Source organism: Micromonospora sp. NBRC 110009 (assembly GCF_030518795.1).
GTDB lineage: Bacteria > Actinomycetota > Actinomycetes > Mycobacteriales > Micromonosporaceae > Micromonospora.
Window position 1 is genome coordinate 2,411,977 of record NZ_CP130427.1, and the last position, 14,012, is coordinate 2,425,988.

The following is a 14,012-nucleotide window of genomic DNA, read 5'->3' on the forward strand; positions in this document are numbered from 1 at the left end:
ACGGCTCGGGCCGGTCCTAGCCGAGCAGCGGGAACCAGCCGGCGGCCTCGCCGAGTTCCCGCCGGTCGCGGTCGGTGAGTGGCACCCGGCCGGTGGCCTTGATCAGGTATTCCCGGTCGTCCCAGCCGGTGGGGCGGACGGCCTCGTCGCTGAGCAGGCCGTCCACCGTGGCCACCGCGACCCGGGTGGGGGCCTCGGCGGGAAGCGGGGCGTCGGGCAGGTCCACCACCAGGTCGAGGTGGTGGATGACCGCCTCGGTGGTCAGGGTGGCGAGGAAGTCCGGTACGCGCAGCACGTGCCCCTGGGTGGTGACGTGTCCGTCGGAGTCGGCGGCGGCAGCCGCGCGGGCGGCGGCGGGGGCGGTGTCCGTCCAGATCCGGACGACGCCGCTGGGCCGTTCGAACGCGGCGGCCGACCGGCGGACCCACCAGGCGTGCTTCACGCTGGCCCCGTCGTTGCCGCCCGGGGTGAACGCGCGCCAGTAGCTGACGTCGTCCACGTCGGCCGGGCCGGCGGCCGGGCTGGCCAGCGCGACCAGGGCACGCTGGGCGTCGCAGAGGACATGGAACAGCAGGTCCGCGACGAGCCAGCCCCGGCATCCGGTCGGCCGTTGCAGGGCGGCGTCGTCGAGCCCGGCGACGACGGCGGTGATCCCGTGGTACGCCTGGGCCAGCGCTTCGTGCTGCCGGATCGCGGTCATGGGCAGCAGCCTGCCACGAGCGCACCGGACCGGCACGCGGGGCCGGGCCGGCGGTGCCGACCCGGCCGGAGCGTGCCGTTCAGTCGAAGAGCTCGCCGAGGAAGCCGCCGTGGTGCTTCTTGCGCTTGTAGTGGCCGTGGTAGCCGTAGTGGCCGCCGCCGTGCCCGTACGCCGGCTGGGCGTAGCCGTGGCCGGGCGGCGGCGGGGGCGGCGGGACGGCGCCGTAGCCGGGCTGGTGCGGGGCGGCGCTCGGCGGCGGAGGTGGGGGCGGCGGGTAGCCGCCGGCTGCCGGGGCCGCCTGCGCGCCGGCGTGCTGCCGGTTCCAGTTCGCCTCGGCCTCGAACAGCTTCTCGAGCTCGCCGCGGTCGAGGAAGATGCCGCGGCACTCGCTGCACTGGTCGATGATCACTCCGCTGCGCTCGTACTGGCGCATGTCTCCGTGACACTTGGGACAGGTGAGCTGCATGGGACCGACGGTACCCGGTGGGGTCACGCGGTGGCGGTGAGCGCTTGCGTCACCTCGTCGTCGGAGACCTCGTGGAAGTCGTCGTAGTAGGCGCCCACCGCGGCGAAGTCGGCCGGTGTCTCCACGATGACGACCTGGTCGGCCTCGGCGGCGAGCATCTCGTACGCCTGGTCGGAGCCGACCGGCACGGCCACGACGACCCGGGCGGCGCCGAGGTGGCGGGCCACCTGGACGGCCGCACGCGCGGTGGCCCCGGTGGCCAGCCCGTCGTCGGCGATGACGGCGGTCTTCCCGGCCAGGTCGAGCTGCGGGCGGCCAGCCCGGTAGCGGCGCTCGCGGCGCTCCAGTTCGGCCTGCTCCCGTTGCCGCACCTCGGCCCGGTCGGCCTCGGCGAGCCGGTCGGCGACCATCTCGTTGAGCACCTGCACCCCGTCGGGCCCGAGCGCCCCGTACGCCACCTCGGGCGCCCAGGGCACGCCGAGCTTGCGGACCACCAGCACGTCCAGTGGCACGCCGAGCCGGTCGGCGATCACCCGGGCGACGAGTACGCCGCCGCGGACCAGCCCGAGCACGATGGCGTCCGGCCGTCCGGCGAGGTCGGTGAGGCGTTCGGCGAGCACCTGGCCCGCCTCTTCCCGGTCGCGGTAGGTGGTCATGTCCTCAGGTCTACGCCCTGCCGGGGGTGCGTGCCGGGGAGTTGGGCGGAAAGCCGGTCAGGTGGCGACCTCCGGCCGGCGTTCGGCGTGCGCCAGCGCGGGGGCCAGGACCAGCAGGGCGACCGGGTAGAGCAGGTAACCGAACCGGGTGGCGGGCATCAGCAGGATCGCGGCGAGCAGCCCGTACCCGCAGATCAGCGCGGTGGTGGCGGCGGTGCGTGGCGGACGGCGCAGGAGCCGGACGGCGATCGCCACCCCGACCGCGGCGAGCAGCGCGGCGGCGACGATCCGGCCGGCGGGCAGCGCCCCGGCGATCAGGTGCCCGGGGAAGGGGGACTGCGCGGGGCTGGTCACCAGCCCGTGCCCGAGTGGGAAGCGCAGCACGTTCTCCACCAGGGCGTCCCGGTCGACCAGGAGGACGGGGAGCAGCGCGACGGCGGGCAGGCCGAGGGCGCCGAGGGCGGTGCGGAGGCCGGCCCGGCGGGTGGCGGCCCAGCAGACCAGCACGACGGCCACCGGCCAGGCGAAGAGCTTGAGCGCACCGGCCACGCCGACGGCCACGCCGGCCCGGCCGGGCCGGCCGGCGGCGGCGAGGGCCAGCGCGAGCAGGCAGAGGGCGAGTACGGGCAGGTCGTCGCCGCCGGTCGCCAGGGTGAGCGCGCAGATGGGCAGCACGGCGACCGCCTGTACGCCGCGCAGCAGGGCGGCGGCCCGACCCGGCGTGTCCGGGCCGGGCGTGCCCCGCAGCGTGGCCACCACCCCGGCGAGCGCCACGGCGGTGACCAGGGCGAACCAGACCCGCGCGTCGGTCCACCAGGCGTCGACGGCGGCCCGGGGCAGCCCGAACAGCGCCATCCCCGGCTGGTAGGGGGTGTAGCCGAGCAACTGCTCCGCCGGCGGCAGTGCGGCGATCGCGTCGTGCCCGAGGTAGGGGGTGCCGTGCTCGGCGAGCCGTGCGCCGGCCTGCTCCACCACCACCACCTCCTCCTGGGCCCGATCGGTGCGGCCCGCCGCGCGCTGGATGCTCTGCGCCACGACCGGCAGCAGCGCGGTGGTGGCCCAGGCGACGCCGGTGACGGCCCAGCGGGCGGGCAGCCCGGCGAGCGGGGTGCCGGCGTGTCGCCGGCGGGCGAGGAACTGGCCGGTGGCAGCGAGCGCCGCCAGCGCGTACCCGACGGCGGCGAGCGCCCCCCAGGCACGGTGCGGCAGCAGGGTGGAGGTCGCGGCGGTGACGCCGGCGAACACCGCGGACACGGCGTAGAGGCCCAGGTCGAGGGCGAGGCCGCCGGCGGCGGAGTCGACCGCCTGCCAGCGCCGGGCGGCGGGGGCGGTCCGGTCGGGGATCACGCGGGCCAGTCTGGCAGACGGCCGCCGCGCCCCGGCCTGCAGATCTTGGGCGGTTGCCGTCCGGGGCGTGGTCCGGATCAGGAGCGCCGGGGCTCGTCGGCGGTCTGGCCGGTGCTGGCGGGCGAGGTGCCGGTCCGGCCGCGCCCGCCGGTGCGGCGGCCGGGCAGGCGGATCACCGCGCCGGCGTCGTGCAGCGGTGGCGCGAGGATCCCCGGTCGGCCGCCGGCACCCCGCTGGAGGGCGGCGAGCAGCGCGCCGGCCGGCAGGGGCCGGGCGAAGAGGTGGCCCTGCCCGGCGGCGCAGCCCAGCTCCCAGAGCGCCCGCCGCTGCGGTTCGCTCTCCACGCCCTCGGCCACCACCGTGAGGTCGAGGCTGCGGCCGAGGTCCAGCGTGGAGCGGATCACCGCGGCCGCCTCGGTCGCGGTCTCCATCGTGCTGACGAAGCTGCGGTCGATCTTCAACTCGTGCACCGGGATGCGGGAGAGCAGGGAGAGCGAGGAGTAGCCGGTGCCGAAGTCGTCGAGGGCCAGCCGGACGCCGGAGTCGCGGAGCCGGCTGAGCACCTGGTCGACCACGTCGAGCTGACTGAGCGTCAGGGTCTCGGTCAGCTCCAGGACCAGCCGGTCCGGCGGCAGGTCGTGGGCCCGCAGCCGGGCCAGCACCGCCCCGGGGAAGCGGGGGTCGAGGAGGCTGCGCGGCGACATGTTCACCGAGACCGGCAGGTCGAACCCGGCGGCCCGCCAGGTGCCGGCCGCGATGAGCGCCTGGTCGAGGATCGCCTCGGTGAACGCGGGCAGCAGCCCGGAGCGTTCCACCGCCTCCAGGAAGTGCAGCGGGTCGATCATGCCGTGGGTCGGGTGGTGCCAGCGGGCCAGCGCCTCCGCGCCGATGGCCGCGCCGCTGCCCAGGTCGACGATCGGCTGGAAGGTGACGGTGAACTCGTGGTCGGCGACCGCGCGGGGCAGCTCGCCGCCGAGGGTGAGCCGGCCCAGGTCGGCCGTGTCGCGGGCCGGGGCGTACGTGGAGACCTGCTGGCCGGCCCGTTTGGCCTGGTACATCGCCACGTCGGCGCGGCGGAGCAGCTCGGCCATGCCGCCGCTGGCAGGGGCGACGGCGATGCCGCCGCTGGCCTCCACGCTGATCCGCATGCCGTCCAGGTCGAGCGGCTCGTGCAGCGCGCCGAGCAGCGACTCGGCGCGGTGCGCCGCGACCGCCGGGGCGGGCAGGCCGCGCAGCAGGACGGCGAACTCGTCGCCGCCGAGCCGGGCCACCAGATCGTCCGGGCGGGCCGCCGCCCGCAGCCGGTCGGCCACCTGCATGAGCACCCGGTCGCCGGCGCCGTGCCCGAGCGTGTCGTTGACCTCCTTGAAGTGGTTGAGGTCGATCAGCACCAGGGCGGTGACGCCCTCGGCGTGCCGGTTGGTGAGCTGCTCGGTGCCCTCGTCCAGCAGGTGCCGCCGGTTGGAGAGCCCGGTCAGGGCGTCGTGCGTGGCCGCGTACGCGTGCTCCGCGGCGATCCTGGCCAGCTCGGCGTAGGCCTGGGCGTTGCGGACGGCGGTGCAGAGCGCCGAGGCGAAGGTCCGCAGGGTGTACCGCTCCCGTTCGGACAGCTCGACCGGGCCGGCGAAGCGCAGCCGGAGCACGCCGAGGTCGGCGGTGTGGTCGTGCCCCTCCAGCGTGACCGGAAGGACGGTGCCGTCCACCCGGCTGGCCTCGGGAGCCTCCCCGTCGTACGCGATGCCGCCGGTGCCGCCGCGGACCGTGCGGCGTCCGTCGCGCAGCTCGATCTCGACCTCGTTGGCGGAGAAGAGCTCGGCGGCCTGGGTGACGGCGGTGGTGAGCACCTGGTCGAGGTCGACGACGTTAAGGGCGTCGGTGGTCCGGGCGAGCCGCTGCCAGGCCTGCTGTTCGGTGCGTGCCTTGACCCGGTTGGAGTAGAGCAGGTGCAGGCTCAGTACCAGCGGCGGCACCGCCAGCAGGAATCGGCCGTCCGCCTGAAGTATGAAGACGGTTCCGATGATCACGAGGAGCCGGGCCAGGGCGGCCGCCACCCGCAGGCCCCAGTCCTCCTTGAACAGGGTTGGTAGCCGCTCGCCGGTCGCCATGGAGATGACGGGAAGGGTGATCGCCTCGTCCAGCACCACCGCGGCGGCATAGGCGATCGTGAACGGCAGGGCGGCCTGGGTGATGTCTTCTCCGAGCCGCCAGCCGGCGAGCTGGAGCACCCAGCCCGCCGTCGTGGCGACCAGCATGTTCTTTCCCACGCCGAACGCCGTCTTGAACGGCGTCACCCGAGTCAGGATCATGGCCAGCGCGATGCCGCAACCCGTCGCCAGGGTGACGGTCGACGCGGGCGCGACCGCGAGACCGATCATGATCGCTGTCTCGGTCCACGCGAAGGCGTGGTTGGTGGCCCGGACGCGGATCCGCACCTTCACCGAGAAGCCGACCGCGATCAGGGAGACGAGGGCGATCCAGATGGCCGGGGAGGTGGCGGGGCCGCCGGTGCTGAGCTTGACGACCGAGGCGGCTGCCGAGGCGATCGCCAGAACGACGACGAGACCGACTAGCGACGTCAGTCGCCGATCGGTCTCGGTGCGTCGATCTTCGGAAGCCACCCATCGTCCTTGTGCGGTAACCGATGGCTATCGGGCCTCCGAGCGTACCGCGCTTCGCGTCGCGGTAGAAGATTGCTCAGAGCCACTCGTGCGACTTCATCGCGACCCCCAGTCACCGATGCTGCTTATTGATAGGGGGAGCCTAGGTCAGTTAGTCGATGACTTGTACGCTTATTTGTCTTTATGCGCAACATCAGAGAACTCGATGTCATTTGTGACGTCCTGTCCATCATTCAGATGCGGAGCGCTCGACCGCTTGCGGCCTGCCCCGTAAGGGCCGCACACAGTCTGCGCTTCAGTTAAGTGTGTAGCCGACCGGGTCGGTGGTTCCATCCGTAGTTCGGACCCCTGCTGATGGAAAGAATGGCTGGCCATTGTCGGGCCCGGTGATCGTTGTCCGGCGGCTACTGAAACACGCCGGATCCGGAGCGTGAACACGCGGATACGAATTGCCCTGCGTAATTGATTCGCACCTTGCGAAGGACCGGCCGCGCGGCACGGGGCGCTCGTCGTGCCTGCGGGATAGGCTCGCGGCCGTGACCGATCCCGCGCAGCTCACCCACGTCGATTCGGCCGGCGCGGCCCGGATGGTCGACGTCTCCGCCAAGCCCGTCTCCGGGCGGCTCGCGGTCGCCGCCGGCCGGCTGCGCACCACGACCGAGGTGGTGGAACTGCTGCGCCGCGACGGCCTGCCCAAGGGCGATGCTCTGGCGGTCGGCCGGCTCGCCGGGATCATGGGCGCCAAGCGCACCCCCGACCTGATCCCGCTCTGCCACCCGATCGCCCTGCACGGCGTCACCGTCGACCTGCGGCTCACCACCGACACCGTGGAGATCACCGCGACCGCGAAGACGGCCGACCGGACGGGCGTCGAGATGGAGGCGCTCACCGCGGTGGCCGTCGCCGGGCTCGCCCTGGTCGACATGGTCAAGGCGGTCGACCCGGCCGCCTCGGTGGACGCGGTCCGGGTGCTCCGCAAGGAGGGCGGCAAGACGGGCGAGTGGGTCCGGCCGGAGGGCCGGCCGTGATCCGGGCCCGGGTGATCGTCGCCTCCAACCGGGCCGCCGCCGGGGTCTACGAGGACACCAGCGGTCCCCTCCTCGTGGCCGGCCTGCGGCAGCTGGGCTGCGAGGTCGACGAGCCGGTGGTGGTGCCGGACGGCGAGCCGGTCGGCGTGGCGCTGCGGGCCGCCCGGGACGAGGGCGTCGACGTGGTGCTGACCAGCGGCGGCACGGGCATCACCCCGACCGACCGGACGCCCGACGTGACCCGCGCGCTGCTCGACTACGAGATCCCCGGCATCGCCGAGGCGATCCGGGCATACAGCCGCGACGCCGTTCCCGCTGCCGCCCTGTCCCGGGGGCTGGCCGGCGTGGCCGGTCGCATGCTGGTGGTCAACCTGCCGGGGTCGCGTGGCGGGGCGAAGGACGGGCTGGCCGTGCTCGGGCCGATCCTGCGCCACGCGGTCGACCAGCTCCGCGGCGGTGACCACTGAACCCGCACGACGTCCGGGCCGGCGATAGGCTCGCCGGATGAGCACGGAAACCGCAGCCGCCGTGGCGCAGGTCGCCGCGCCGCAGCCAGCCGCCTGGGAGGAGGCCCGCTCCCGCGTGTACGCCGTGGGCCTCGCCGCCGCACTTCCCGCGGTCGACCGGCCGCTCGCCGACGCCGACGGGCACACCCTCGCCGAGCCGCTGGCCACGCGTACCCACCTGCCGGCGTTCCCCACCTCCAGCGTGGACGGCTGGGCGGTGCGCGGGGACGGCCCGTGGCAGGTGGTGGGGCGGGTGCTCGCCGGGCAGACCCCACCCCCGCTGAGCACCGACGGCACCACCGTGGAGATCGCCACCGGGGCGATGGTCCCGGAGGGCACCGCCGCGATCCTGCGGATCGAGGAGTCCACCCGGACCGCCGACGGCCGGGTCGACGGTACGCCGCGCCCGAGCCTGGAGTGGCGGGAGCCAGGCGAGGAGGCCTCCGCCGGCGAGGAGTTGCTGCCGGCCGGCACCCCGGTCGACCCGGCGCTGATCGGCCTGGCCGCCTCCTGCGGCCACGACACGCTGCGGGTCCGCCGGCAGCCGCGGGCCGCGGTGCTGGTCTTCGGTGACGAGCTGCTGACCTCCGGCCCGCCCGGCGCCGGCCGGGTCCGGGACGCTCTCGGCCCGGCGGTGCCCGCCTGGCTGCGCCGGTACGGCTGCCAGGTGCGCCCGGGCGACGTGATCGGCCCGGTGGCCGACACCCTGCCCGCCCACGTGGCCGCCCTGCGCGGCGCGCTCGCCACCGCCGACCTGGTCTGCACCACCGGCGGCACCATGCACGGTCCGGTCGACCACCTGCACCCCACACTGGAGGCGCTCGGCGCGGACTACGTGGTCAACACCGTGGCGGTCCGCCCGGGCTTCCCGATGCTGCTCGCGCGGTTGGTGGACGACGAGGGTCGGGTCCGGTTCGTGGCCGGCCTGCCGGGCAACCCCCAGTCGGCGGTCGTGGCGCTGGTCTCGCTGGTCGCGCCGCTGCTCGCCGGCCTCCAGGGCCGGCCGATGCCGGTGTTGCCGCAGGTCACCCTGGCCGAGTCGATCCCCGGCCGGGGCGACTACACCCACCTCGCCCTGGTCCGGTGGGACCGGGTCGCCGGCACCGCTCACCCACTGCGCCACGTCGGCTCGGCGATGCTGCGCGGCCTGGCCGGGGCGGACGGTTTCGCGGTGATCCGGCCGGGCGCCAGCGGCGAGGTCGGGGACCAGGTGTCCGTCGTACCGCTGCCGCTGCTCCCCGGGGAGCGGGCGTGGTGAGCCCGGTCCAGGGGGTCACCGTCGGCGCGGTGACCGACCAGCCGCTCGACCTGGCCGCGCACGAGGCGGCCGTCGCCGACCACCGGGCCGGCGCGGTCGTCTCGTTCCAGGGCGTCGTCCGCGACCACGACCACGGCCGGACGGTGACCCTGCTGGAGTACGAGGGCCACCCGACCGCCGAGGCCGTGCTCCGCGAGGTGGCCGCCGAGATCGCGGCCGAGCCGGAGGTGTACGCGGTGGCCGTGTCGCACCGGATCGGCCGGCTGGAGATCGGCGACGTGGCCCTGGTCGCGGCGGTGAGCACCGCGCACCGGGCCGCCGCCTTCGCGGCCTGCGCCCGGCTGGTCGACGAGGTGAAGGCGCGGCTGCCGATCTGGAAGCGGCAGGTGTTCGGCGACGGCACCGAGGAGTGGGTGAACTGCCCCTGACGCTCAGCGGCGGGCGGTGAGCTGGGCGGTGCGTACCAGCCGGTCGTGGTAGAACGCCGGTTCCGCGCCGGGGCGCCACGGCAGCGCCGCGACCAGCACGATCAGGGCGATCGCCAGGGAGTTCTCCATCAGCGCGCCGAACAGGCCGTCCTGGTAGTGCGACACCTCGGGCAGTTGGTGCTCGTACGGCCAGATCGGCGAGATCAGGAAGAGCAGGTAGAGCGTCAGCGCGCCGACGCCGTGCCGCAGGCCGGTGAGCGTCGGATACCAGATCGGCGGGCGCAGCGGCGGCACCCCGGTGGCGGAGGGCGTCCCGTTGACCCGGGGTAGCAGCCCCCGGCTGGCCTCGCGGCGGCGTACCGCGGCGTCGGCCAGCACGATGATTGCCGGGATCACGAACACCAGGTGGTGGGACCAGGAGATCGGGCTGATCACGTTGGCGGTCAGCCCGACCAGGGTGAACGCGGTCAGCTCGTCGCCGTCGGCCCGGGCGCTGGCCGCGCGGGACAGGCCCAGCGCCAGCACCAGCACCGAGAAGGCCAGCCAGAGCAGGCCGGGCGTCTCGATCGAGTCGTAGAGCCGGGCCAGCAGGCCGGCGAGCGACTGGTTGGCGGTCATGTCCGCCGCACCGACCCGCTCGGTCTGCCAGAGCACCGCGCTGAAGTACGTCCGCGACTCCTCCCCGACCAGTGCGAACGTCCCGAGGGTCACGGCGATCGTGGTGCCGATCGCGGTCAGCGCCGCGCGCCACTGCCGGGTGATCATCAGGTACGCGACGAACAGCGCCGGGGTCAGCTTGACCGCGGTGGCCAGGCCGATGCCGACCCCGGCCCAGGTGCCGCTGTAGACGAAGCGGGCCAGCGCCGAGTCGGCGATGTCGTGGTGGGTCCCCCGCTTGGCCCGCCAACGCAGCCCGACCATGTCGGCCATGATCAGTGCGAAGAGCAGCAGGTTGACCTGGCCGTAGCCGAGCGTCTCCCGGGACGGCTCGATGGCGACGGCCATCGGCGTGGCGATGCTGACGGTGAACCACAGCGGCCAGCCGAGCCGGTCGACGATCGGGCGCAGCAGCGCGGCCAGCACGACGGCGAGCGCGGCGATGCTGGCCAGGGCGTTGAGCCAGCCGGCGGCGTCGACCGGCAGCCAGGACATCGGCAGCATGACCAGCCCGGCGAAGGGTGGGTAGGTGAAGCCCAAAGTGGTGGAGGGCGCGATGAAGTCGTACAGCTCGTGGCCGCTCGCCCACCACACCACGGCACCGTGGTAGATCTTCATGTCGAAGAAGTTGTACGGCCGCCCGAACGCGCCGATGGCGAGCCATGCGGCGTAGGCGACGGCGGCCACGATGCCGGTCCGTACGACTGTCCTGCGATCGATCCCACGCGTCCCGCGGTGGACTGGGGCGAGGCGGTCCAGGCGTCTACCGACGGTCGCCGGCATGGCGTGGCCACCCCCGTACCAAGCTCGTCCTACCCGTCCAGGTCCCGCACGGAGCCTAAGACGGCGCCTCACGTTGCTGCCTCCCGCGTTATGCGACCGTGTCCGATCCCACACATGTTTTTGACATTTCCACCGCGTTAACGGGTGTCGGACGGTTCAGGTGATTAGTGGCCTTGCGGGGGGTGGTGGCCGTATTGATGCAGGTCAGCCCGGAAGTCGGCGGGCGGTGGCCGCCGACCGGGCGGCGAGCTTCGCCTCGCGGCGGGCGGTCCGGACCGCGCGCTGCACCGAGTGGCGCGAGTGGTTGATCCGGTGACTCGCGCGCCAGCGCAGTCCGGGCTTGCCCTCGGTGTCCGCGGCGGCGAGGAGCAGGCCGCCGAAGAGCCCCAGGTTCTTCAGGAAGTGGACCTGGTTGTTGTTCTTCGCCGCCGGGTCGTCGTTCTTCCAGAAGGGATGGCCGGCGATCGTCACGGGCACCAGGGTCCCGGCGAGGACGAGCGCGACGGGCCGGGTGAACCTCCCGGTCGCCAGCATCAGCCCACCGACGAGCTGGGTGGCCGAGTTGGCCCGGATCAGCGTCTCGGTGTCGGTCGGGATCCGGGGATGCAGGTTCTGGAGCAGTGGGGCGGCCCGGTCGGTGACCGGCTTCGCGGCCGCCGCCAGCCGGCCGGGGTTCTGCAGGTTACGGGCGCCGCTGACCACGAAGATGCCGCTCAACATGACGCGGGCGAGGGAGCGCACGGGTTTCATGGCTCAGTCATACCCCGTCGCGACGATCGTCACCCCTGTAACGCCCGAAAGGGATCGGCCGACGTGGACGTCCGTGCGGTACCGATTTCAGCGACCGTCGCGGATGGACCGGTCGGGGGCGGTAAGGTCGCGCGGGTGACGACGCTGCGACTCCGACCCGAGGATCCGGCGGACGAGGCACCGGTCGCCCGGGTGCTGGCGGCCGCCTTCGCCCGCCCCGATGTCGCCACGCCACCCGAGGTGGGGCTGGTCGATGAGCTGCGGCACAGCGACGCCTGGATTCCCGAACTGGCGATGGTCGCCGAGTACGGCGGCGAGGTGGTCGGCTACGCGTTGCTGACCCGGGTCCGGGTGTGCTCGGACGGGGGCGCGTATCCGGCCCTGGCGCTCGGCCCGGTGGCGGTCGCCCCGCACCGGCGGCGGATCGGGCACGGCACCGCGGTGGTGCAGGCGGCCCTCGACGCCGCGACCGAGCTGGGCGAACGGCTGGTGGTGGTGCTGGGCGACCCGGCGTTCTACCGCCGGTTCGGCTTCGGCCCCGCCGACCGCCAGGGGCTGACCAGCCCCTGGTCGGGGCTGGGGGAGCCGTGGCAGGCGCTGGTGCTGCCGCCGGTCACCAGCGACGAGGCGCCCCCGGCGGCCGGCGAGGTGATCTTCCCGCCGCCCTGGTCCAAGGTCTGACCGGCCGGCGTCAGGCCGGTTGGGTGCGCAGGTACCGGCCGAAGTGCGGGACGGTGAAGGCGACCGTGCCCCGCTCGCCGGAGTAGATCAGCCCCTTCTTGATCAGCGCGTCCCGAGCCGGGGAGAGGCTGGCCGGCCTGCGGCCCAGCGCGCGGGCGATCTCCGCGGTCGGCACCGCCGCGTCCATGTCATCCCGGCCGCTCTCCTCCCCTGCCACCAGGGAGAGCGTCGCCATCGCCCGCATGTACTCGCGCTCGGCGGGGGTGGCCCGCTCGAATCGCGAGCCGAAGAAGCCGACCGCCAGTTCGGCCTCCGCCTCGGGCGCGGCGACCCGGACGTCGGCGGCGGTGATCGGTGAGCGCGGGGCGTGGTCCCAGGTGGCCTTCCCGTACGCCTGGACGAAGTAGGGGTAGCCGCCGGACTTCTCGTAGAGCAGGTCGAGCGCCTTCTGCTCGTACTCCACCTCCTCCCGCTCGGCCGGCGCGCAGAGCGCCTGGTCGGCGGCGATCCGGTCGAGCCGGTCGATCCGCTGGTAGCGGAAGAGCCGCTCGGAGTAGGACTTGGCGGCGCTGAGCACGGCCGGCAGGTGCGGCAGCCCGGCGCCCACCACGATCAGCGGCGCGCCGAGCTGGGACAGCTCGTGACAGGCGGCGCAGAGCGCGGAGACATCCTCCGCGCCGAGGTCCTGCATCTCGTCGATGAAGATCGCGATGCCGGTGCCCACGTCGGTGGCGACCGCCGCCGCGTCGCTGAGCAGCTCGACCAGGTCGATCTCGATGTCCCCGGAGTCGGCCCGGCCGCTGCTGGCCGGCACGTCGATGCCCGGCTGCCAGCGGTCCCGCAGCTTCGGCCCCGCCCCGCCCCGCCCGGTCGGCGCGGAGCGCTGGGCGAACGCCTTGAGCACCCCGAGGAAGGCGTCGATCCGGTCCGGGGCGCGGTGCCGGGGCGCCAGCTCGCGGACCGCCATGTGCAGCGCGGCGGCGATCGGCCGACGCAGCGACTGGTCGGGCCGGGCCTCGATCTTGCCGGTGCCCCAGAGGTGGTTGATGGCCTGCGACCGGAGGGTGTTGAGCAGGACGGTCTTGCCGACCCCGCGCAGGCCGGTGAGCATCAGGCTGCGCTCGGGGCGGCCCCGGGCGACCCGCTCCAGCACCACGTCGAAGACGTCCAGCTCCCGCCCCCGCCCGGCGAGTTCGGGCGGGCGCTGGCCGGCGCCCGGGGCGTACGGGTTGCGGACCGGATCCACGAATCGCAGAGTATCGGGCCGTCTAGCTGGGAGGCTAGACATCCGTAGATGGGGCTACCGGCGTGTCGACTTCCCTCGACCGAAAACTAGGGCTGTCTAGCGTCCACGCTAGACAGCCCTAGTTTTTGCTACGACGGGTCAGCGCTGCTTCAGGCAGAGCACGAAGTCGAGCGTGTCCAGCTCGCTGTCGAAGAAGTACCAGTCGGTGTAGCCGGCCACCTTAGCGCACTTGGCCTCGGCGTCCTTCTTGCCGTTGGTCGCGCCGTCGATCCGGCGCAGCACCTGGTAGGTCTTCGCGCCGCACGCACTGATGAGCAGCTCCGGCCGGCTGGCACTCCCGTCGTTGCGGACGCACTGGCCCTCCTGCACGAAGCGGGGATCGGTCGAGGACGCCGGGGCCGGAGGGGACGCCACCGGACCGCCCGGCTCGCCGGCCCCCGCGCTCGCGTCGGCGGGCCCGGACCCGCTCACCGGCGCCGGCTCGTCCCGACCGAGCACCCAGAAGGCCGCCGCGCCGCCGAGCACCAGCACCGCCACCACGGCCAGCACCGCGACCAGCCGACCCTTGCCGCGCTTCGGCGGCGATTCGCGGTACGACGGGCCGCCGTACCCGGCGTATCCGGGCTCCGCCGGAGGCTGCGGCTGCCCGGTGTCCCAGCCCGCGATCGGCTCGTACCGCTGCCCGGGCGGCTGGTACGGGTGACCGGTCGGCTCGTACCGCTGCGCCGGGGGCTCACCCCAACCGCCCGGCTGCGGGGCGTACCCGGAGTCGGGTCGTTGCCCGGCCGGCGCGTACCCGTCCCCGGTCGGGCCGTCCCACCGGTCCGGTGCCGCACCGCCCGGTGGTCCGAAATTCGACATGGAACGCCTCCTGGTACGCCAGTGCTG

At 74.1% G+C, this 14,012-nt stretch carries 14 protein-coding genes; 5 read left to right on the top strand and 9 right to left on the bottom strand.

Going from position 1 to position 14,012, the window contains the following annotated elements; translation table 11 throughout:
- Positions 1-16: 16 nt before the first annotated feature.
- The 5 genes from Q2K19_RS11485 to Q2K19_RS11505 all read right to left on the bottom strand — a co-directional run bounded on the left by Q2K19_RS11485 (position 17) and on the right by Q2K19_RS11505 (position 5,787).
- On the bottom strand, positions 17-700 hold the full coding sequence (locus Q2K19_RS11485; protein WP_302770417.1) for a maleylpyruvate isomerase N-terminal domain-containing protein: 684 nt from the start codon (positions 698-700) through the stop codon (positions 17-19).
- Positions 701-779: 79 nt separating this feature from the next.
- Positions 780-1,166: a TFIIB-type zinc ribbon-containing protein gene (locus tag Q2K19_RS11490; RefSeq protein WP_302770420.1), complete on the bottom strand. Its 387-nt coding sequence runs from the start codon at positions 1,164-1,166 to the stop codon at positions 780-782.
- Between the two features lie 23 nt (positions 1,167-1,189).
- Positions 1,190-1,822, bottom strand: a complete 633-nt coding sequence (locus Q2K19_RS11495) for a phosphoribosyltransferase (RefSeq protein ID WP_302770423.1) — start codon at positions 1,820-1,822, stop codon at positions 1,190-1,192.
- A 57-nt stretch (positions 1,823-1,879) separates the two neighbouring features.
- Positions 1,880-3,169, bottom strand: a complete 1,290-nt coding sequence (locus Q2K19_RS11500) for a glycosyltransferase 87 family protein (RefSeq protein WP_302770426.1) — start codon at positions 3,167-3,169, stop codon at positions 1,880-1,882.
- A gap of 77 nt (positions 3,170-3,246) precedes the next feature.
- The gene (locus Q2K19_RS11505) at positions 3,247-5,787 is read right to left on the bottom strand and encodes a putative bifunctional diguanylate cyclase/phosphodiesterase (protein WP_302770429.1); all 2,541 of its coding nucleotides are present in this window, start codon (positions 5,785-5,787) and stop codon (positions 3,247-3,249) included.
- A 536-nt stretch (positions 5,788-6,323) separates the two neighbouring features.
- Here Q2K19_RS11505 and moaC point away from each other — a divergent pair.
- The 4 genes from moaC to Q2K19_RS11525 are packed head-to-tail and all read left to right on the top strand — an operon-like array spanning position 6,324 to position 9,007.
- Positions 6,324-6,815, top strand: coding sequence for a cyclic pyranopterin monophosphate synthase MoaC (gene moaC, locus Q2K19_RS11510; protein WP_302770432.1), 492 nt, complete (start codon positions 6,324-6,326; stop codon positions 6,813-6,815).
- A complete protein-coding gene (locus Q2K19_RS11515; RefSeq protein ID WP_302770435.1) occupies positions 6,812-7,282 on the top strand; it encodes a MogA/MoaB family molybdenum cofactor biosynthesis protein in 471 nt (156 codons plus the stop codon). Before moaC ends, Q2K19_RS11515 begins: the two co-directional genes overlap by 4 nt.
- Positions 7,283-7,319: 37 nt before the next feature.
- The gene (locus tag Q2K19_RS11520; protein ID WP_302770438.1) at positions 7,320-8,579 is read left to right on the top strand and encodes a molybdopterin molybdotransferase MoeA; all 1,260 of its coding nucleotides are present in this window, start codon (positions 7,320-7,322) and stop codon (positions 8,577-8,579) included.
- On the top strand, positions 8,576-9,007 hold the full coding sequence (locus Q2K19_RS11525) for a molybdenum cofactor biosynthesis protein MoaE (protein WP_302772426.1): 432 nt from the start codon (positions 8,576-8,578) through the stop codon (positions 9,005-9,007). Before Q2K19_RS11520 ends, Q2K19_RS11525 begins: the two co-directional genes overlap by 4 nt.
- A gap of 3 nt (positions 9,008-9,010) precedes the next feature.
- Here the strand turns inward: Q2K19_RS11525 and Q2K19_RS11530 are convergent, their stop codons facing one another.
- Together Q2K19_RS11530 and Q2K19_RS11535 are read right to left on the bottom strand one after the other, a co-directional pair.
- Positions 9,011-10,447, bottom strand: coding sequence for a glycosyltransferase 87 family protein (locus tag Q2K19_RS11530; RefSeq protein ID WP_302770441.1), 1,437 nt, complete (start codon positions 10,445-10,447; stop codon positions 9,011-9,013).
- 204 nt (positions 10,448-10,651) lie between these two features.
- Positions 10,652-11,197, bottom strand: a complete 546-nt coding sequence (locus Q2K19_RS11535; protein WP_302770444.1) for a DoxX family protein — start codon at positions 11,195-11,197, stop codon at positions 10,652-10,654.
- Between the two features lie 135 nt (positions 11,198-11,332).
- Here Q2K19_RS11535 and Q2K19_RS11540 point away from each other — a divergent pair, with 135 nt between their 5' ends.
- Complete coding sequence (locus tag Q2K19_RS11540; protein ID WP_302770447.1) at positions 11,333-11,878, top strand: GNAT family N-acetyltransferase; 546 nt, start codon at positions 11,333-11,335, stop codon at positions 11,876-11,878.
- Between the two features lie 10 nt (positions 11,879-11,888).
- Here Q2K19_RS11540 and Q2K19_RS11545 read toward each other — a convergent pair whose 3' ends face one another.
- Both Q2K19_RS11545 and Q2K19_RS11550 read right to left on the bottom strand, forming a co-directional pair.
- Positions 11,889-13,124: an ATP-binding protein gene (locus Q2K19_RS11545; RefSeq protein ID WP_302770450.1), complete on the bottom strand. Its 1,236-nt coding sequence runs from the start codon at positions 13,122-13,124 to the stop codon at positions 11,889-11,891.
- A gap of 138 nt (positions 13,125-13,262) precedes the next feature.
- Positions 13,263-13,790: an LppU/SCO3897 family protein gene (locus Q2K19_RS11550; protein WP_302772428.1), complete on the bottom strand. Its 528-nt coding sequence runs from the start codon at positions 13,788-13,790 to the stop codon at positions 13,263-13,265.
- Between the last annotated feature and the right edge of the window lie 222 nt (positions 13,791-14,012).

Excerpts from the sequence above, each read along its gene's own strand:
- Q2K19_RS11485 (WP_302770417.1), bottom strand. The coding sequence starts at position 700 with ATGACCGCGATCCGGCAGCACGAAGCGCTGGCCCAGGCGTACCACGGG.
- Q2K19_RS11490 (WP_302770420.1), bottom strand. The coding sequence starts at position 1,166 with ATGCAGCTCACCTGTCCCAAGTGTCACGGAGACATGCGCCAGTACGAG.
- Q2K19_RS11495 (WP_302770423.1), bottom strand. The coding sequence starts at position 1,822 with ATGACCACCTACCGCGACCGGGAAGAGGCGGGCCAGGTGCTCGCCGAA.
- Q2K19_RS11520 (WP_302770438.1), top strand. The coding sequence starts at position 7,320 with ATGAGCACGGAAACCGCAGCCGCCGTGGCGCAGGTCGCCGCGCCGCAG.
- Q2K19_RS11530 (WP_302770441.1), bottom strand. The coding sequence starts at position 10,447 with ATGCCGGCGACCGTCGGTAGACGCCTGGACCGCCTCGCCCCAGTCCAC.
- Q2K19_RS11535 (WP_302770444.1), bottom strand. The coding sequence starts at position 11,197 with ATGAAACCCGTGCGCTCCCTCGCCCGCGTCATGTTGAGCGGCATCTTC.